This window comes from Microvirga lotononidis, from assembly GCF_034627025.1.
Taxonomy (GTDB): Bacteria; Pseudomonadota; Alphaproteobacteria; order Rhizobiales; family Beijerinckiaceae; genus Microvirga; species Microvirga lotononidis.
In genome coordinates this window covers 1,051,971-1,071,569 of record NZ_CP141050.1, presented here as the reverse complement: position 1 = coordinate 1,071,569, position 19,599 = coordinate 1,051,971, and the positions used below count along the sequence as shown (strand labels likewise).

The following is a 19,599-nucleotide window of genomic DNA, read 5'->3' as shown; positions in this document are numbered from 1 at the left end:
ACGCTTATCGTAATGGCGGGGTGGGAGTCGCAGGACGCGCTCGTGCATGGCCCCGGGTCGATGACCCCTTGGCTGCTATGGATCGCTTGGTCGCAGGCGTTCCAGCATGGCTCTTGCCGGAACGGTCACTCCCAGCTGCCGGTGAACGGTTCTTGCGGTTCGTTCTCCCGTTTCCGTTCTCTGCTGGCGTTGCCTGATGTGACGCGTGTTCGTCGAGAAAGGCCCTGCAGACAGCAAAGTTTGTCGTGATCTCTGGTGGACACTCCACACCGTGTTCTTCAGCTAATGCCCGTGCGTAGCGCACCATCGCTTCACTTGGAGGGCGAGGGCCATTCTGAGGCCTGGGTTCTCCTGCTTCCGATGGCCGTGCTGGCGCATGCTGGTCAAGGAAGGTCCGACAGATGGCGGCATTGCTCTTCAAGCCTCGAGGCAGCTTGAGTCCCTTGCGTGCCGCAAGGGATGCGGCAAAGGCAATCATGGCCTTGGTCGGTGGCTTCCCAGCCGACGCGAAACTCACGGGAACTGTCGTAGGATCAATGGCAACGGTCTCCGACTGCGCGATGGCCCCAATCAATTCCTGTACGCGAACACGCGTCCGCTCCTGATAGGATGTGGCCCGATGAATGGCCTCATTCCGTGTGACGGCACGTCCGATCTCCGCTAACTCAGCCTCGAACATCGCTCGCCCAACAGGATCACCGTAGCTGGGAAAGACACGGCGAACGGCTGCGATGAAAGCAAGCCCGACCTCCGTGACCTGGATTGGCGGATCCTTGCCCTTCAGCAGGTCGACGTATTGGCTTTTCTGAAGCTTCGGCAGGATGGTGTCGCGGGTTGCCGCGGTTCCGAGGCCTTTGGGCTCGGTCGGGTTCGCTGGATTCTCCAGAGCGGCTTTGAGTGCTGGGTCTTCCACCTGATCGATGAGGCGGCCCATGACAACTGGCAACTCGCCGCGGGTGATCCGGCGTGGCGGCTCGGTTTTGGCTGTCTCGATCCGGGCGTCGGTTGCCTTCCCAGGCTCCTTATCTCGGATGGGCGGCAGACGGCCAGTAGTGGGTTCTTCGTCCGGCCTGGCCTTGCCGGGGACAATCTCATTCTCCTCGTCGGCTTCGGCGCCATAGACGGCCCGCCAGCCGGGGGACTTGATCACGCTGCCGCTGATTGAAAACCGCTTAGGGCCAAGTGGTGTTGGGGCCTGCACGGCGATCGTCGTCCGAGCATCGATGCCGTCCGGCAGGTGGGCCGCCAGGAAACTCTTGGCCACCAGTTCCCAGAGGCGGAGATGCTCTGCGCTGATGCTCCCCGGCTGTGGCACCTTGCGCAGCGGCACAATCGCATGATGCTCGCCCGGATCCTTAACGTAGTGGCCTTTGTTGCCCTTGCGGAACACGAGGTCTCCCGCAGTTGGCACGAGACTCGCAAGGTCGGACAAGAGCCTGATAGCGCTTTCAATGACCGCACTGGCATCGCCTGTCTGGCTCTCGGGCAGGTGCTCGGACTCGGTACGGGGATAGGTCAGATAACCCTGATCATAGAGGTCCTGAGCGAGTTTGGCCGTATGCTGCGGATCCCAGCCGAAGCGTTTGGCGCAACGGCGAGCGAGAGTGTCTTTCGAGAACAGGCGAGGGGGCGACCGGCGGACATCCTTCTGTTCAACGCCAAGCGGACCTGACCAGGAGGCGGATGCCTGCTGAATGATCTCGGCTATCTGTTTGTCGAGGATCTTGTCTTTCGGCGCGTGCCAAAGAGTGATCTCGGCCCCGCTGCCCGTCGCGGCCGTCAGAGCAATCTTGTAATAATCCTGCGGGACGAAGTCGCGGATGCGCTTCTCCAAATCCGCCAGGATCGCAAGCGTTGGCGTCTGCACGCCGCCAAAGCGCCAGGGCTCCCGAAACGTAGGCGGGCGCAGCCGCAGGGAGATGGCGCGGGTGCCGTTGAGGCCAAGATGATAATCTTCGTACTGGCGGCATAAGGCTTCAAGATAGGCGGCATAGTCCCGCTCACCCGAGTCCGGCTCCTTGGCCATCGCCGTAAAGGCGCGCCGGATCGAGATCTCGTCGAGGGCCCCCAGCTTGAGACGACCGACCCGACCTCGGTACCCGAGATGCTCAAGTACCTCCCAGGCGATCATCGAGCCCTCTCGACCCGGATCAGTGGCGATGATCACCCGCTCCGCGCCTTCAAGAGCCTGCTTGATCGCCTCGACCTTGGGCTTGTGCGACTGGCCCGAGCGGCTGGTGCCGTAGGTGACCGGAATGCGCTCGAGCACGATCGGGAGGGTGTCAAACCGCCACGACTTCCATTCGTCCCGCACGGTGCCGGGCTCCTCGGCTGCCAGGAGGTGCCCCTCAGCCGAAACACAGATCGTGCTCGGCGATTTGAAGAAGCGCTGCAGCTGGCGCATGGCCGAGGGCTTCTCGAAGAAGAACAGCGTGCGCGATGCTGATGGAGCGGTCATGACCCGGGGCAGCCTGATCGGAACGAAAAGAGAACATTATCTCCGGGACCGGAGCCCGTCAATGACTGGGGCGCTCCAGCGAAATGGTCCGTCAGGGCTCTTTTCAGGAAAAGGGGCGATCGCCATATCAGAGGTTGGGCGGAGCTAGCGACCCATTGTACCTTGGGAGACCAAGGGAAAAACAGCTGCCGGGGCTCTGATCCCGCGGTGTTCTAGACTCCACTGCGGGTCATCCCTTGAACAGGCCCACTCTGGCATAGGCTGGGGTGGGCCTTCCTGCATTCACCATCGTAGCCAAGGCTGAGAACCTGACTGCCTGAAGTGAATGCGACAGGATTCTCGCTTGCTTGGCCTACCGTCGAGAACGAGGATTGCCTCATGCTCAAACTCCTTCATCGTATCCGACAGTTGTTCCGCCGGCGGCCTCCCGGTGCCGACCTGACAGTGGTCGAGTACGAGGCCGTGTCTCTGATTGCGTATGAGGGGAGGGCTGCTTACGAGCGAGCGCGGGAGCAGGCGGAGTACTGCCTCGCCCGAGGAAGCGAAGCCGGCTGCCGGTTCTGGTCAGAGGTCGCCGTTGAGGTCGCCCGCCGGACAGGCAAGATGAACATGGGCAGAGCTAGCGAACAGCCGCGGTAAGTAAGCCCTGCCTGTAGGCCTCGTCTAGGCGAGCATCAGCTCCCCAAGCTGAATGTCGTGGGTTCGATTCCCATCGCCCGCTTCATCTTTTCTTCAGCTTTATCAGACGCTTTCAGGTTTCAACTCAGGAAGTGTCTGCTTTTGAGATTCCTCTGATACAACGCTGATACAACAATCGATTCTGATTATACTCGAATCGCTGCGACGATCTGTCCTTAAGTCGTCCCGATTTGACTGAGGCGGATTGGGGATCTTTGCCACCGCTTTGTGCCCCGCTGCTTGACCTATCCTAAGTTCGAAAACCGTTGTGAGCCCATATTGAGAGATGCATGCGATTAGGCATGTTCCTATGTCGGATCCCGTATCTCAGTATAGTTCTTAACTCTACTCACACAGACGCAAGGCTTGGGAGGCATTCGATAGCACCAACTGCCTTAATCTGAGTTCCCGATATGCCCTCTGCGCGAAAAACTTAACAAGGATCACGTTGAGCATCGCCCAATTGCTTCTGCAGCCCTGATGGTCACGAAGGAGCGTTCCCCAGCCTTTGAGTTTGCCGGCGGATTCAGCCCATGCTGGTGAGCTGTCGTCCGATGGAGCGGTTCTGCACTTCTAGCAAGTGAGATTAAATTTCAGTGGACTGGTGTATGCATTCCTATTGCGTGCGGAAATGTTGTGGCCGATGCTATGCACTGGTCAACTCAGCGTGTTTGAGAAGTATCTCGTTAGAACAGACTAGAGGTGTGGCAGGTGAGTACGAAAGTAGTTGCGGAGTGGATGCTCGATCAAATGGGAGATAGTCACTGGATATACCAAGAGATAATTGTCATAAAAATGCAGACTACATGGGCCGAGGAATACGTTTACAGGAACGCAAACGGGAACCCTGCGATCTCGAAAGATGTTCTCAAAGAGTTTCGCAAGCTCACCGAAGATACACTTGTTTGGGAGCGCGGTGAGCGTGCTTGGCGTCGTCGGCGTGAGAATGAAAAGGCGGGCAGATCTGTGGACTGACGTACTGCCCCAAGGAAGATAAAATGGCCGTTACGACGAATATTGTAAACCTCGACGCACTGATCAAGCGTGCTGATCTTGCAGAACCTGGGGATATTAGTGAGGAGATCCCCTCACTCTCGATTCTGGGACTTGAGCGAGGCGGATTGCTGTACCCTGCGCTTCGAAAGCCAGATTTTCAGCGCGAAACGGCAAGTTGGGCGCCTGAGCAGGTTGCTGACCTCATAAGTACCTTCGCTCGCCGAGAGCTGATACCGGCTTTAATCTTATGGCGAGCAGGCTCTGGTGTATTTGTGATCGACGGCGCTCATCGGCTGAGCGCTCTAATCGCTTGGGCACAAGACGATTATGGTGATGGTGAGGTGTCTCGGCGCTTCTTTCAAAATGCAATCCCCGAGGAGCAGCGACAAGCTGCACAGAGGACGCGTGATTTGGTAAAGGCGCAGGTCGGGTCATACCAAGATCATAAGATGGCCGTTGACTACCCGAATGCAGCCTCACCTGAACTTGCCCAACGAGCTGCTCGCATTCCTTGGCACCCGATCCAAGTCCAATGGATCCAGAATGCGGATCACGATAAAGCGGAAAAGGCATTCTTCCGCATCAACCAGGGTGGAACGAAGATTGATCCCACAGAACAGCGCATTTTGAATGCTCGACGTTCAGCAACTGCGCTCGCTGCGCGCGCAGTTCTCCGTGGGGGTGCAGGTCACCATTATTGGTCACGGTTCAATGAAGCAACACAGGACAAAATCGAGGAGCTTGGAAAAGAATGTTTTGATCTTCTTTTCAGCCCAAACCTCTCGCTCCCAATAAAAACCTTGGATGTTCCGGTCGCTGGGCAGGGATATGGACCACATGTGCTCCCGTTCGTGTTCGATTTGGTCAACTTGGCGAACCGTGTTGTAGCTGCGGATTCCAGTCGCAAGCGGGGTGTGAAAGACGAGCTAGAAGATGACGAGGACGGTAGCAGGACACTTGATTTCTTAAAGGGCGTTAGGGCCGCACTATGGCGAATATGTTCAACGAACCCTTCTTCACTAGGTCTCCATCCAGCTCTCTACTTTTATAGCCCGAGCGGAGTGTTTCAGCCAACGGCTCTCTTGAATTTCATCGCGCTTTTCCGAGAGTGGAATACGAAGGATTTCTTATCCTTTACGAGCGTCAGAGCTGAATTTGAGGAGTTCCTGCTCGCGAACCGAGGAATAACAGAAGCGGTTAGAAAGCTCGGGAGCGGCATTCGAAGCCGTCCGCGTGTCCTTGGGCTCTACAAGCGATTAATTGCAGACCTACAAGCAGGCAAATCGGTGAAGCAAGTTGGGCAGGAACTCGCCAATGACCCTGACTATGGCTTTCTTGTAGAGACGCCGCCAGAGTTGCGACTTGATGCTGGAGCGGGACGGTTCTCCAGAGAGACGAAGGGAGGTGCATTTCTGCGTGATGCACTGCCATCTGCTCCCAAATGCCCGACTTGCGGTGGCATAATGCATCGTAATGGGATGCAGGCAGGCCATATACTAGCCCGTCGGGAGGGCGGGCCCGCCTCGCTGAACAATGCACAGATGCAACACCCTTTCTGTAACAGCACAGTAGAGAATTGACTGCGAAAGCGGAGCCACGCTTAGGCTTCCGCTCCGCAACCATCGGGAGCGATTCACCCGTTAGATGCGAGTACTCCTTAGAAATCCTATTCTTGCTTAGCGTGGACCGCTCCAGCTATGGATGCCGGTGTGGTGGTTGATGTAGCAGACTGCGGAGGGCTAACGAACTGCTGTAAGTTCTGATCTAGTATCGTCCTCCACCACTTATTAAGGGGTGGTATCGATGTCGCAATTCGGCTGCTCAGCTCGGCATATAAAGCATCGATCCAGGATTGCTCTTCTGATCGCACAGTCGGACTGACAAGGTGCTTATAACGACTATTTAGCCATTTTAGAGTTCCAACATCAAACTCGTTGTTCCTCATTATGATGTCTGAAAAATCACTGGCGTTTGCTGTCTTAAAGATAGGCATTTGAAGATAGGGAGATAAGTCTTTGTCGAGCAAATTGTCGATGTCCCTGTCTTTTGCGATTAAACTATCGCAAATCACCTTGTAGACTTCAGGGTGCTTCAAACTTGCGGCTTCATCCATCGCTGACTTGATAAGGCTGTGAATGCGCAATAGTTTATCTTTGAAATCGTCCGCACCCAAGACTACGTAGTTATAAGCAGAAAGCCTATCCATCGCGAAGACATCTAGTTTTACGTCTAAGTATTTGCCGGACGATTTGAGGTCGGCTAAATATTTTTCCAGAAAGGCTTCTGGATCAACCCCGCTTGAAATGGAAAGGTCACCAAGGCTCTCTCGCCAGAGCATAATGCCTGCGAGATGGAGCAACTCACCTGGGTCAAGTATATCGAAGCCAGCAAACTTCGATATCAATTCTTGCGTGTCATCTCTCAAGCGATCCGAATTATAGTTCCAGACGTCGATTAAGCGTCTCCAAAGCGGGGTTTTTGAAGGCTCAGCCATGAGAGGGCTCGTGCGCAGAGACTGTTCGAGCTCGGGCTTCCTAAGTACGCCGTTCGCGATGAAATCGACAAGAATTTCGAAGCTTATAGTAGGGCTTTGGAGGTTTAATACGTCTGAATACCTTTTAATTATTTTATCTAGCGTATTCTCCTCCTCAGAGGGCTCTTTGTTTGCTTTCCCGGCCATGCCGCGCATGAGCCGTGATAGCCTGCCGGCTGTTGGATAGGAAACGAGGTCGCTCCTCATTGCCGCTCCAATCTCAACGGCCACGTATATGCATCCCCCGAGGATATCTCGCAGTCCGGCGTCTTTTACTGCAATGGTTGGATCAAAACCCGCCACCAACCGGTCAAATGCTTCCAAGGCAATTCTGAGCGAACGCAAGTTTTCGTGCTTTGATGCACGGAATACAGCCAGAGCAGAACTCTTCTCTTTTACTGCAAGGCTTTTCGCTTTCTCACACTTCAGACTTTTTACAAATGTATCGTATGCCTTGTCCGGATCAGCCTTCAGTTGCAATGATCGGCCGACGAGCTTTTCTTTGAAGCCAGTTAATAATACAGCATTTTCTATTTCTTCTTTGGATGCGCCAACTCGATTGAGGGCTTGCTCGTTCGAGATAATGATGACTTTGAAATTCTCTTTTTCGACGAATTTATTTATGTATCCAAGCGCATCAATGAGCTTCATCGAGCAACGCTCAACATCATCAAAGACAACAATTCCCTTTCTCACCTCCTTCAGGCGATCGGACAAGATCTTGGCGCGCGAGTCATCCAGCACTCCAGTAACAGCCTTATCAACCTTGAAGAATCCGCTGACACCAGTAGCCAGCGTAGAAAAGACAGAACCAGCCAAACGTTCTCCTCCTGTAAAAAGCTGGCTTGCTATCTGCTGCTCGATTTCTTGAGCAGATTTTACACCAAATAATGTTATGACGAGGTTCTTTGGGCTGTCCTCAGCATCTTTAGGGCAATGATCCTTTATATACTGCTTAATAAAGTAGGTTTTGCCAGAACCCCATGGTGCATCTATCTGAAATGCGTAGAAAGTTTCTTCAGACGCGCGAAAGCTATTCAGTTCATCGATTACATGCTGATTTTGATTTGACATGCATTATTATTCTCTCGTCATGTATTGGTGTTTTCACTTGTGCTTATTGGATACTTGCTGGATCGGTGTTCACGCTGAGCATCAGCGCAAGGAACGCTTCTGAGAGTGGCGTTAGGAGGCCCTTGCCGAGGGTGGTTGTGGCAATGAGGGCTACGTCGGACAGATAGTTCTTAACCTATGAGGCCATCTTAGTCGCACATGATGTCTTGGAGCTTTTCGAGGTCGTCGAGTTTCTCATGAAGCCTCATGATCTGATCGACAATTGACAATCTCGATCTGTCGTAGGTGGACATAGTAAAATTTCCATAGAAACGTCCGTCGCCGTCAACAATCCTCAAACCAGGTCCGTACCTATTCCATGGACTGTTATCTTCATATCTTGAACCAAACTTCCCATAGCGGTTCCAGATGCTCGTTTCTTCATACCTGGATCCAAATTTACCGTATCTGTTGCAAACAGACGCGTCATCTAATCGGTTGCAATTTAGGCATCCCGCAAATTCTGTGCCTGTTTTACCATCGAAGAGGAGGAGCGGGACACCTTGGGCCATAGCTGCATTGGGCATGGAGGTGAGCAGCGCCAGCGCGAGTAATGCCGTGCCTTTCCAAACCCGATTCATCTGTTCCCCCTGACCGTACATCAATTCTAGCCTGCTGACTGCTTCCGCTTAAATTGTCCAGGAAAATCGTCCGGGCCACATTGACGGAGAGGAATGAACCCGATCATTCTGATCGGCAATGCGGATCCGGATATCTTTTCTTTCATCGTCCAAGGAGCTTCGCTGGTCCTGCCAAACCCCAGATTTGAGACGGTGCGCCATGTGCATGCCAATGCTGGACAATCAGTTGGATAGCGAGACCTGAGATGGGGAGAGTTGGACTTGGCCACCTATGGCCTTACGGTCAGGCGTGAGGCATAGTTGAAAGCCATGACAGCCGAGGAGGGCGTCCGCTAGGTGCTCGGCGTTGACGTCAAGCGAACAGGCAATCGAAGTCGCGATCTCATTGAAGCGACACCTCCGGCGATCCCTGAGATTGAGCACCGCTTCGGCGACAAAGTCATCGTTGAGCCCGAGATCGGCCACGAGCGCCTTGGAGAGTGAGCCTCTCAGAATTGCAGGCCCGGTCGGGCTCAGATCTTGACCATTCGAGTCTCTCGCCGCTGACGCGGTTGATCGAGACGCAACAAACAATCAATCCTGCACCAATGTCCGATAAGTAGGGATTATCGGGCATTGCTGGACTTCTAAGTGGAACGTTTAGTTTGCTTAAAAGCCTCCCCGAAGACGGTGCCGGCGCGTCAGGCAGCAATTCGGTTGATATCCCAGCCACCTGGGGTGCGCTTCGGCATCACGGGCTGATGGGAAATACCGTCGTGGTCTCTGACGATGCCGGCCGGTTCCGCGTTGCCACGCACGCTTTGTGCTGGGTTCATGCCGAGCGCCACCTCGAGAAGCTGATGCCCGCCTCGCCCAAGCAGGCCAAAGCCGTTGAGTTGGTGCGCGAGGCGATCTGCTGCTTCTATCGGAGCCTGAAGTTATGGAAGCAGAGTCCCTCGCCGGGAGGGGAGCGGGCCTTCCGGTGGCAGTTCGACAAGATCTTTGGTCTGCGCACGGGCTACCAGGAGCTCGACGAGTTGCTGGCCCGCCTGGCGCGGCGCAAGTCCGAACTGCTGCGGGTGCTGGAGCGTCCGGAGATCCCGCTGCACACCAATGCGTCCGAGAACGACCTGCGCGCCTGGGTGATCAAGCGCAAGATCTCCGGTGGCGCGATGAGTGCCGATGGCCGCTTGGCCCGCGGCGTGATGCTGGGGCTCTCAAAGACCTGCCGCAAGCTTGGGCTGTCGTTCTTCACCTATCTTGGAGATCGGCTGGGATTGAACCCGGATCGACCAAGGATCCCGCCGCTGGCCGACCTCGTCACGCAGTTAGCCTGAGGCACAGCCCCCCGAAATGCCCCGGTTACGCTTTTGGAGAGGCGGTATCGTGAAACCTCAAATGAGAGGAGCCTCGACCGCAGAGACCTCGCGCCCTCTGTCGTTATCTAAGCAAGGGCAGGAGAATTTCGATGGCCCTGATGGGCGTTTACGGCGGGAGGAGAGGGGCGGGCAGGTCAGAGGTGAAGAGAGGACGTCGTCAAAGCCGCGCCTAGACGGCTTAGTTCGACCCAAACTGACCTTCGCGAACACCCTGCCGAAATAGCCTCCTGGCTTACGTGCGGATCAGCAGGCCATATTGGAAGCTCGATCATGGCGTGACCTCCTATGGGGGTGTCCCATCCTGAAGCCGGGCCGAAAGTGCCTTGAATGGCCGAAAGATGAACCCCTTTTCAGCGTCGCAGCTCAGGTGATTTCGCACACTGAGATTACCCCATACCGGTTTGGCTGCCTCGCGCGACGGCAGGGGGTGGGTCGATGCGTGCGATTGCCCTCAGCCTGTGGCATTCTCGTTCGAGCACGGGACGGCACCGGACCCAACCACCAAGGCACCGCTATGGCCAACACCGGGGTAGAAAGACGGCTGACAGCCATCATGGCCGCCGATGTGGTCGGCTACTCGCGCCTTGTCGAGGCCGATGAGACCTCGACGCTGACGTCCCTAAAGGATCTCCGGCAGGATGTGGTTGAGCCTCTGCTCGCCCAGCATCGGGGTCGGCTCGTCAAGCTCATGGGCGACGGCCTGATCGCTGAGTTCGGGTCGGTTGTCAGCGCCGTCGCTTGCGCGGCGGCGATCCAGACACGGCTTGGCAAGACCCAGCAACGAGTCGCGCCGGAGCGCCGGATCGTCCTGCGTATTGGGATCAACCTCGGGGACGTGGTGGTGGAGGGCGATGACCTCCTGGGTGACGGGGTCAACGTGGCTGCCCGTCTGGAGCAGGCCTGTCCGCCCGGCGGCGTTCTGATCGCGGGGGCGGCCTATGATCAACTCCCCGGCAAGCTCGACATCGGCTTCACGGATGCGGGCGAGCTGCGCCTGAAGAACATCGCCCGGCCGATGCGTACCTATCGGATGGAGGTCGAGGGCGCATCAGCCACCGGGACGGCGGCCGGACCCCTGACCGAGAGGCCTGCGGTGGCCGTGCTGCCTTTCGACAACATGGGCGGCGATCCGGGGCAGGACTACTTCAGCGACGGCATCACAGAGGACATCATCACCGAACTCTCGCGCTTCCGCGAACTCATGGTGATCGCCCGCAACTCCTCCTTCTCCTTCCGCGGCCGAAGCACGGACGTGCGCGAGATCGGCCGCACACTCGGGGCCGGGTACCTGGTCGAGGGCAGCGTCCGCCGGGCCGGGCCACGGGTGCGCATCACCGCCCAGCTCGTAGACGCCCGCAGCGGGGCCCACCTGTGGGCGGAACGGTACGACCGCGCGCTCGAGGACGTGTTCGCCATCCAGGAGGAGATCGCCCAGAGCATCGTCGCCACCGTCGCCCAGCGGGTCATCCAGGACAGCGAGGTCGCTGCCCGACGGCGTCCTCCCGGGGACGTTCGGGTCTATGACCTCTTCTTGCAGGGCAACCGCCTCATCGATGCCTTCACGCCCGAGGAGCAGGCACGGGCGCAGGTGCTCCTTAAGCAGGCGATCCAACTCGATCCCGGCTTCGCCCGCGCCTACACCACCCTGGCCTGGTTTCACCTCAACCGGTCGGTCGACACGGCGGTCGGGGTGCCCCGCGACAGGGACGAGGACCGGGCCGTGGCGCTGCGCCTGGCTGAGCAAGCCCTCACCCTGGATCCGAACGACTCGCGGGTACACTCGACCCTCGGCTACATGTACCTGATGTGGCGCGACTTCGACCGGGCCGAGCCGCACATGGACCTTGCGCTGGGCATGAACCCGAACGATGCCCTGATCCAGATGATCTGGGCCTGGGTCCAGTCGTGCGTGGGGCAGCCGGAGCGGGCCTTACCGGCGGCCGGGGTCGCCTTGCGGCTCCATCCGGGTCATCCGAACTGGTACAAGTACTTCCTTGCCCACATCCAGTTCCAGCGTGGGCGCTACGAGGAGGCGGCCGACCTGCTGGCGCGGATCACGCAGGACACGCCCGCGCGCCACCCGCGCTACATGGCATGGCGCGCGGCGGCCTGCGGCCACTTGGGCCGCATCGAGGAGGCGCGGCGATGCGCCGAGACCTTCGTCGAAGGTGTCAGGAGTTGCTGGGCGGGAGACCCTGCGGCGGGGCCGAAGGAGTACGTCGACTGGTTTGTGGACGTCACATACCTGAGGCGCGGTGAGGACATCGAACGGCTGCGCGAAGGCTTGCGGCTTGCTGGACTGCCCGCTTGAAGTTTCCCCTCATAGGATGAGGCGGAACGTACCGCATCGAATTGCGATCTGGATTCTTTAGCCCTGACGAGCGGTCCCCGCGCTGCTGAATGTCGCCTCTTGGCACTCCTGAGACCTACGCGTTTGGTCCACTGGTCGGTACCGTCAATTTAACCGACGAGTGACCTGGAATCGGGCTATCCGTGAGGCATGACCCCGACCCGTGCCCCTCGTTACGCCCGCCACCGCTTTCCAGCCGAACTGATCAGCTACGCCGTCTAGCTGTATTTTCGCTTTCCCTTGAGCCTGCGCATGGTCGAAGAGATGCTCCTCCGGCTATGTCCACTTGTCGATCCCCTGGATTTCACGGGCCACTGACGACCGACAGAGCATCAGTCTCTCTGCCCCAATGGCGATTGCATCACCTGCGGGATTGCCATCTGCTGGATCAGGTGATGACGGTGTCGAGAAGATACGGTTTAGGGAGGAATGCAGCCTTGTCCGATGAGTTGGCGGCCTATGCCGATGAGCGCCTGTTGCCGCGGGCTCGCTCGTATTTGGGTTTACGATGAAGCCGCTTGGGAAAGATCAGCCGAACCCGGACGGTTCTCCTTGCTGCCAAGCGGTCAAGGCGGTCTTTGATGACTTGGGCGGTTTCCGGGCCAATGCCGCGGAGCTGGTCGATCAAGGGAGCCACGGCCTTGAGTTGCGCGAGGTTGGTGATACGTGCGTCTTCAAGAGCTTTCCAGGCACTCACTGGCAGGAGCAGGCCGTTGAACGGATCGTCACGGTTCTGAGAGTGGCCTTGTGGCATCGCGTTCGCCTCCTGGCTTAGGGCGAGACCAACTGGGGCAGTTGGTGCTGTCCTGATCGGCTTCGAGCTTCCTGAAGGTGACGGCAGGCGAGGGGGTATCGATGGCGCTTGCTCATCCGTCTGGGGGAGAACCCGTACGCTCTCTGGTCCGGCGCCGGATCGATGTAGTCTACCGCCCCGAGATACGCGACAAGCGCCAGCAACAGAGCCCCAATCGCGACCACCAGTACTGAAAGAACGTCCATCGCAGCTAACCCGCCCTGTAAGACTATCGTCCGCTTGCAGGATGAGGATCAACGCATCTGCCGGAGTACTCCGTTCGTTATAGGTGCCCATTTCCGGCTAGGCGCGCATAGGAATATGCCCTGCCACGTCGCGTTCACTAATGAGGCCAGCTTGGCAATATCTTGGAAAAAGGCTTTGTTGCTGGCCTCACTCAACCGGAGACGCCATCATGAGCAAACTCGAAGCACTGACTGGCTTCATCTTCCTGGCTGTTTCGTCTGCCTGGGCGCAGACCCCGCCCGCCGCTCCTCCGGCCGGTGGCACTGGAGCGGTCACAGGAGGCATCATGGATTATTGGTGGGTGATCCTGCTGATCATCATCGTTGCTGCCTGCCGCGCGGCGATCAGGGTGGCAGTTGATCGGCAATCAGGATGAGATGCGAGGCCGCTGTCGCTTCTTAAGGGGGGCGAGAGCGGCGACGGTGTGATCCGTCAGGACCACACCGTCTGGCAGTCGCGGCCGACCGGCTAAGGATTGGATGTCTTCACGCCAATGAGGAATCCACCCTTTGCCCGGCCGCCATATCACCGACTGCCAGATGAGGCTGTACATGAAGTTTCGCCAAACCAACACCGCCCCGATCGCCGCTGCCAAGGCCGGCTTCAGTCCCTCCACCGCCTCCCGCATCGACAAGGACCCGCGGCTGCCCTCCCACAGGAAAGCCCCGCGCGGGCGCCGACGCCCCGATCCGCTCGCGGGTGTCTGGGACAGCGAGATCGTCCCGCTGCTCCAAGCCGCCCCGAGCCTGCGCCCCGTGGCCCTCTTCGAGGAGATCGTGCGCCGCCATCCCGACCTCGGCCCCGGCATCCGCCGCACCCTCGAGCGCCGCGTCCGATCCTGGCGTGCCCTGCATGGTCCCGAGCAGGAGGTCATCTTCCGCCAGGTGCACGAGCCCGGGCGCATGGGCCTGTCCGACTTCACCGACATGGCCGATCTGGCCATCACCCTTGCCGGCCAGCCCCTCGAGCACCGGCTCTATCACTTCCGGCTCGCCTATTCCGGCTTCGAGCATGCCCACGTGGTGCTCGGCGGCGAAAGCTATGTCGCACTCGCCGAGGGGCTGCAGAATGCCCTCTGGGCCTTGGGTGGCGCCCCACGCGAGCACCGCAGCGACAGTCTCTCGGCGGCCTTCCGCAATCTGGATCGCGACGCCCGCGAGGATCTGACCCGGCGCTATGATGCCCTGTGCACCCATTACGGCATGGAGCCGAGCCGCAACAATGCCGGAATTGCCCACGAGAACGGCGCCATCGAGAGCGTGCACGGCCACCTCAAGAAGGTGATCGAGGATGCTCTGCTGCTGCGCGGCTCACGCGACTTCGCCGATCTTTATGCCTACCGCCGCTTCGTCGACGAGGTGGTCGGGCGCCGCAATGCCCGCAATGCCCCACGGATTGAGGTCGAGCGCGCTGCCCTTCAGGAACTGCCGGACCGACGCACCGCCGCTTACGAGGATGCCATCGTCACGGTGACCTCGACCAGCGGCTTCGTGCTGCGCAAGGTGTTCTACAGCGTGCCCTCGCGCCTGATCGGCCATCGGCTGCGGGTGCGCCTGTTTGATGATCGGCTCGAGGTCTATCTCGGCGGCACGCACCAGATGACGCTGCCGCGCGGGCGGGCCCATCCCAACGGCCGGCACGGGCATGTGGTTGATTACCGGCACGTGATCCACTCGCTGCGGCGCAAGCCCATGGCCCTGATGGGGCTGGTCTACCGCGATCAGCTCTTCCCCCGGCAAGCCTATGCCCGGGCGTTCGAGGCGATGTGCGCCAAGCTTCCCACCCGGACCGCCTGCCGCACCATGGTCGATCTGCTGGCCTTGGCGCATGAGCGCGCCTGCGAGGCCGACCTCGCCGCGCGCCTCGATGCGGATCTGACGGCCGGCCGGCTGCCGGATCTCAAGAGCTTGCGCGCGCTGTTCAGTCCGGATGCCGGTGCCGTGCCCGACATCGTGGTCTCCTATGCGCCGCTCAGTGCCTACGAGGAACTCGCCCGCGGGCATCAGGGAGAGGTCGCATGACGAGCCCTAATGCGATTGATGCCGGTCGCCTGACCCTGGCGCTCAACGATCTGCGGCTTCCGGCGATCAAGACGATCTGGCCGGATTTCGCCGCCCGCGCCGACAAGGAGGGCTGGCCGGCGGCCCGCTTCCTGGCGGCTCTGGCCGAGCACGAGATGGCCGAGCGCGCCAGCCGGCGCATCCAGCGCCATCTCGATGAGGCCCGGCTGCCGCCCGGCAAGACCCTCGACAGCTTCGACTTCTCCGCGGTGCCGATGATCAGCAAGGCCCAGGTGATGGCGCTGGCGGCCGGCGACAGTTGGCTCGAGAAAGGCGCCAATCTGTTGATGTTCGGCCCGCCGGGCGGGGGCAAATCGCATCTGGCGGCAGCCCTGGGCCTGGCCCTGGTGGAGAATGGCTGGCGGGTGCTGTTCACCCGCACCACCGATCTGGTGCAGAAGCTCCAGACAGCACGGCGGGATCTTCAGCTCGAGGCGGCGATTGCCAAACTCGACAAGTACCATCTGCTGATCCTGGATGACCTCGCCTATGTCAGCAAGGATCAGGCAGAAACCAGCGTCATCTTTGAACTCATCGGCGCCCGGTACGAGCGTCGCTCACTTTTGATTACGGCCAATCAGCCCTTCGGCGAATGGGGGAAGATCTTTCCGGATCAGGCGATGACACTCGCCGCGGTGGATCGTTTGATTCACCACGCGACGATCTTTGAGATGAATGTCGAGAGCTATCGCCGCCGAACCGCCATCGAGCGTAAACGCGGACCGGGACGCCCGCCGACACGCGCGACAATCAAGACCTCATCCTGATTGACGCTCGCAGCGACAATCAAGAAAGCGCTTGCATCTGTGTCGCGGCGCGACAATCATTATGCCCGCCGCGACAGCCAATCACCATCCTGATCGTCGCGCACTTCCAATCCAGATTGTCGCGCAATAGCTGCCGCCATCTGGTACTTCTCGCGGCGCGGTAGGAGCATATAGGCGGACACCAGGAACGGGATCTGGCATCAGGCGTTGTTTGGTAGCCGTTTTGATGCTCATGACTGTCTCATAGAGACACGAACCCGGCCTTGGGGCCGGGTTCTTTTTCGGCTCCAGCTCGCCTCTCCCGTACGCCTTGCGTCTTCTCTAGCGGTTCAGCGGCGGGAGGGGGCGCTTGTAGATACGCTTGAACAACTGCTCAGCCTGAGCGAGGGCAGCACCCTGTTCCTGGGCTGACAGGCTAGAAACACACTCGTCTTGATAGTTCTCGATGTCCGACTCGTTCACCCAATGGTGGCCTGATCCGAGGATCACGATTCGCCAAGCGCAGGCCTCCATCATTTTTGGGAGTATCACGCCCTCACACTTCGCGGTCTTAAGGCAATAGGCGGCATTCCGCTGTGCTGTGTAGTTTCCAGCTAGGGCATTGCGCTCGTAGAGATAAAAAGTCTCCTGTGCCGTTGCGGGCGTGATCGAGACGGCACCGATCAGGAGGATGACGAGGAACCGGCCCAGTGCGAGAGGAATTGCAGTCCTTGGTCCCATCTCGTTTAACTAGGGTGTGCCATGAGAAAACCCACCCAAGTGAACTTCTGAGAACCGTCCGCTCCAGCTCACGTTGTCTTACAAGGATACAGCACTCGAAGGGACTGACCCATGAACGTCTCGATTGAGCTGGATGACCAGGCAAGACAGACCTACGCGGTCTTTGTTGACGGTGTCTGCATCGCTCGATCTTTGCCGATGGCCGAAGCCCATAGGGTCAGGCTGCAAGCCTTGAGCGGCGAAATCGGAAAGCCACGTCTGAGTTAGTGGAGAGAGTGTTCAGCTGGGCAGCCTAAGGATGCTTCGAGCTTACTCGTTGGTCTTTGTCTTGGCCGGCACGCGACGCTTGGGCTTTGAAGTCTCAGCCCGAGCGTGTCTCGTCTCATCGGACGCAACCGCTGTTCTTGCAGGGACCTTCCTTCGCTGCTGGCCGAGGCCGTTGCTTCTGGCGAGTTCCGAGCGCTTCTCGGCATAGCTCGGCGCGACCATCGGATAATCGGCGGGAAGCCCCCACTTTGTACGATACTCGTCAGGGGTCAGCCCCAGCCTCCCAAGATGGCGCTTGAGGGTTTTGTACCTCTTGCCGTCCTCGAGGCTGATCAGGAAATCCGGCGTGACGGACCTACGGATCGAAACGGCTGGCTCTGGCCGGGCAGGTTCTGTCTGCTAATGGGATGGACCGGCCGTGCTTACCGGCGCACCCTTCATCAGGGGCGCCCCAGCACGAGGACTTGAGCCATGGCCAAAGCTCCGCTTCACCAAGTTGCTACTCTTGGGATCGACATCGGCAAGACCAGCTTCCACCTGATCGGGTGGATGCCCGGGGTGCCATCGTCCTGCGCCAGAAGCTCTCCCGCGGGCAGGTCGAGGCACGTCTGGCCAACATGCCCTCCTGCCTGATCGGCATGGAAGCCTGCGTCGGGGCCCACCATCTCAGCCGTCAGTTGCTGGCCCTCGGCCATGATGTGAAGCTGATCCCGGCGCAGTTCGTGTCACCCTTCCGCAAGAGCCACAAGAACGACTTCCGCGATGCCGAAGCCATCGCCGAGGCGGTGCTCCGCCCCACCATGCGATTTGTCCCGACCAAGACAGTCGAGCAACTCGACCTGCAAGCGCTTCATCGTGTTCGTGCACGGTTGGTGAGCCAGCGCACAGCCGTGATCAACCAGATCCGTGCCTTCCTGCTGGAGCGCGGGATTGCGGTGCGCCAGAGGCTGCGCTCGCTGCGTCAGGCTCTGCCGGATATTCTCGCCCAGCGAACGGACGTGCTCACGCCGCGGATGACGTACCTGATCGAGGGCCTGATGCAGGACTGGCATCATCTCGACGAGCGCATCGATGCCGTGACAGGTGAGATCGAAGCCCTCGTGGCGGCGGACGAGGCCTGCCAGCGCCTGACGAGCATTCCGGGTGTGGGACCGATCATCGCCAGTGCCATGGTGGCCAGCATCGGCAATGGAGCCGCCTTCAGCCGGGGACGTGACTTCGGGGCGTGGCTCGGCTTGGTTCCCCGCCAGATCTCCACCGGCGACAGAACCGTGCTGGGCCGCCTGTCGAAGCGCGGCAACAGCTACCTGCGATCCCTGCTCATCCAGGCTGCTCGTGTGCTGCTGCTTTGGCCGGCGAAGTGGCGCCAGCACAGCTTTGGCGAATGGCTGACTGCCGCTTCGATGCGCCTGCACCACAACGTGTTGGCGGCAGCCCTGGCCAACAAGCTGGCCCGCATCGCCTGGAGTGTGTTGAGCCAGAACCGGATCTATGAACCGCGAACGGTGGCTGCCGCCGGTTAGGACGAGCAGGAGCCTGACCCCAGTTTAGCCGCCTGAAGCTCGCCGAGGTCTGCGAGAGGAAGACGAGATGGAGAACGGTCGCGCCGTCACATTGGTGCTCTGGTGACCCCAATGGCCGCAAGGGCCGATCGGCTAATGAGAACCGATGTGCGCGGATACCCATGATGGCCGGGAGCATTGCGCCGCAAGGGCCGGATACATTAGCCCAAGACCAACCTCACCGTCTCGAAAGCCCCTTGCGACGCACGGCCGGTCCATACATTGGGAGTCACCAATCCCTGGAGCGCGGCGTGTACGGACGCAATCACGGCCGCCAGATCGGCTCGGTGGACGGCATTGTTCGCAACGTACGACGCAACAATATCGGCAGTGATACTGGCTAGATCGAGGGTCGGCTGATCGGTTTGGTTCATGGTCATTCACTACGTGCCAAATGAGGGTGAGGCGCACAGACGCAATCATTGCGATCCGGCTAGAGAGACAGTCTGCGGTTCTGTCCAATATCTCTCTGCTCTAGGCGCTGCGAACAGTAAACGGAAGCGCCCTGGCCGTGACGGGTCTCAGGAAATCTCGGCCAGGGCACCGTGGCATCCGCAGGGGGCAAAATAACGGAGCCACACCGGATAAGCTAAGCTGTTCCCGCGGGCGCTCAACTGAGCAACCGGAGTGAGTCTTCATTCCTGAAGCGCTCAACCCTCGGCATCGGGAGTAGTCCAGAAACAGAAGCACCCGGGCTGAGGAGATCGGGTAAACCGCCAGCCATGAGCATCCAGATATGACGATGCCGCTTGCCACAAGCGACGAATTTCGGCGGATCGCTCCCATTCCCGTGGAGCCCAGAGGCTCAGATATCAGCTGCCAGCCCGAGCATCCGCGCAAATTAAAAGAGAAGCTTTCTGAGCAAATATCTGCTGATTGGGGAACCAGTCGGCTACAATCGAATTATTCGAACATACGGACCCACTATTAGTCCCCGCATTCCCCTTGTGCAAATGGGTCCAAGACTTACGAGTTACATCTTGCTCGACCCGGCGCTTGAAAGAGCAGCCGGGTTCTTTTTAGCTCAATTACCCACAGTTCCATCTTCGATGGCTACCCAGGACGATCTTACCTATACATCCCCGACGCACGTAAATTTGATGTAAGTTAATAATTT

The 19,599-nt window shown here is 58.9% G+C and carries 14 protein-coding genes and 4 pseudogenes; 12 read left to right on the top strand and 6 right to left on the bottom strand.

Annotation, left to right across the window (positions count from 1 at the left end; all coding sequences use genetic code 11):
- Window positions 1–4: 4 nt before the first annotated feature.
- Window positions 5–2,458, bottom strand: coding sequence for a type IA DNA topoisomerase (locus tag U0023_RS34850; protein WP_009762962.1), 2,454 nt, complete (start codon window positions 2,456–2,458; stop codon window positions 5–7).
- 378 nt (window positions 2,459–2,836) lie between these two features.
- Between U0023_RS34850 and U0023_RS34845 the strand changes: the two genes are divergently transcribed.
- The 3 genes from U0023_RS34845 (at window position 2,837) to U0023_RS34840 (ending at window position 5,712) form a co-directional block, all read left to right on the top strand.
- Window positions 2,837–3,097, top strand: coding sequence for a hypothetical protein (locus tag U0023_RS34845; RefSeq protein ID WP_009762961.1), 261 nt, complete (start codon window positions 2,837–2,839; stop codon window positions 3,095–3,097).
- A gap of 741 nt (window positions 3,098–3,838) precedes the next feature.
- Window positions 3,839–4,111 carry a DUF6953 family protein gene (locus U0023_RS35875; protein WP_040638641.1) on the top strand — a complete coding sequence of 91 codons (273 nt, stop codon included), beginning with the start codon at window positions 3,839–3,841 and terminating at the stop codon, window positions 4,109–4,111.
- A 23-nt stretch (window positions 4,112–4,134) separates the two neighbouring features.
- Window positions 4,135–5,712, top strand: a complete 1,578-nt coding sequence (locus U0023_RS34840; protein ID WP_009762960.1) for an HNH endonuclease family protein — start codon at window positions 4,135–4,137, stop codon at window positions 5,710–5,712.
- Window positions 5,713–5,798: 86 nt separating this feature from the next.
- On the opposite strand, the gene U0023_RS34835 is transcribed toward U0023_RS34840, so the two are convergent.
- A complete protein-coding gene (locus U0023_RS34835) occupies window positions 5,799–7,739 on the bottom strand; it encodes a P-loop NTPase fold protein (protein WP_009762959.1) in 1,941 nt (646 codons plus the stop codon).
- Between the two features lie 188 nt (window positions 7,740–7,927).
- Entirely contained in the window at window positions 7,928–8,359 is a 432-nt protein-coding gene (locus U0023_RS34830) for a hypothetical protein (protein ID WP_154661106.1), read from the bottom strand.
- 93 nt (window positions 8,360–8,452) lie between these two features.
- Between U0023_RS34830 and U0023_RS34825 the strand changes: the two genes are divergently transcribed.
- The 5 genes and pseudogenes from U0023_RS34825 to U0023_RS34805 form a co-directional block, all read left to right on the top strand.
- Window positions 8,453–8,593, top strand: coding sequence for a hypothetical protein (locus tag U0023_RS34825; protein ID WP_009762957.1), 141 nt, complete (start codon window positions 8,453–8,455; stop codon window positions 8,591–8,593).
- A 102-nt stretch (window positions 8,594–8,695) separates the two neighbouring features.
- Window positions 8,696–8,842, top strand: a complete 147-nt coding sequence (locus U0023_RS34820; RefSeq protein WP_154661105.1) for a hypothetical protein — start codon at window positions 8,696–8,698, stop codon at window positions 8,840–8,842.
- 230 nt (window positions 8,843–9,072) lie between these two features.
- Window positions 9,073–9,675 (top strand): annotated as a pseudogene (locus U0023_RS34815) (IS66 family transposase); the annotation flags it as partial.
- 595 nt (window positions 9,676–10,270) lie between these two features.
- Window positions 10,271–12,028: an adenylate/guanylate cyclase domain-containing protein gene (locus tag U0023_RS34810; protein WP_245272975.1), complete on the top strand. Its 1,758-nt coding sequence runs from the start codon at window positions 10,271–10,273 to the stop codon at window positions 12,026–12,028.
- Between the two features lie 189 nt (window positions 12,029–12,217).
- A pseudogene (locus U0023_RS34805) lies at window positions 12,218–12,337 on the top strand (IS6 family transposase); the annotation flags it as partial.
- A gap of 187 nt (window positions 12,338–12,524) precedes the next feature.
- On the opposite strand, the gene U0023_RS34800 reads toward U0023_RS34805, so the two are convergent.
- Window positions 12,525–12,821, bottom strand: a complete 297-nt coding sequence (locus tag U0023_RS34800) for a hypothetical protein (RefSeq protein WP_009762954.1) — start codon at window positions 12,819–12,821, stop codon at window positions 12,525–12,527.
- A gap of 454 nt (window positions 12,822–13,275) precedes the next feature.
- Between U0023_RS34800 and U0023_RS34795 the strand changes: the two genes are divergently transcribed.
- The 3 genes from U0023_RS34795 to istB all read left to right on the top strand — a co-directional run bounded on the left by U0023_RS34795 (window position 13,276) and on the right by istB (window position 15,933).
- The gene (locus U0023_RS34795) at window positions 13,276–13,482 is read left to right on the top strand and encodes a hypothetical protein (protein WP_009762953.1); all 207 of its coding nucleotides are present in this window, start codon (window positions 13,276–13,278) and stop codon (window positions 13,480–13,482) included.
- A gap of 133 nt (window positions 13,483–13,615) precedes the next feature.
- Window positions 13,616–15,127: an IS21 family transposase gene (gene istA, locus U0023_RS34790; protein WP_085985156.1), complete on the top strand. Its 1,512-nt coding sequence runs from the start codon at window positions 13,616–13,618 to the stop codon at window positions 15,125–15,127.
- Window positions 15,124–15,933, top strand: a complete 810-nt coding sequence (istB, locus tag U0023_RS34785) for an IS21-like element helper ATPase IstB (RefSeq protein ID WP_009492089.1) — start codon at window positions 15,124–15,126, stop codon at window positions 15,931–15,933. Before istA ends, istB begins: the two co-directional genes overlap by 4 nt.
- Window positions 15,934–16,962: 1,029 nt before the next feature.
- On the opposite strand, the pseudogene U0023_RS34780 reads toward istB, so the two are convergent.
- A pseudogene (locus U0023_RS34780) lies at window positions 16,963–17,313 on the bottom strand (MucR family transcriptional regulator); the annotation flags it as partial.
- A gap of 78 nt (window positions 17,314–17,391) precedes the next feature.
- Between U0023_RS34780 and U0023_RS34775 the strand changes: the two are divergent.
- A pseudogene (locus U0023_RS34775) lies at window positions 17,392–18,443 on the top strand (IS110 family RNA-guided transposase).
- A 200-nt stretch (window positions 18,444–18,643) separates the two neighbouring features.
- Here the strand turns inward: U0023_RS34775 and U0023_RS34770 are convergent.
- Window positions 18,644–18,856 carry a MucR family transcriptional regulator gene (locus U0023_RS34770; RefSeq protein WP_040638638.1) on the bottom strand — a complete coding sequence of 71 codons (213 nt, stop codon included), beginning with the start codon at window positions 18,854–18,856 and terminating at the stop codon, window positions 18,644–18,646.
- Window positions 18,857–19,599: the final 743 nt, after the last annotated feature.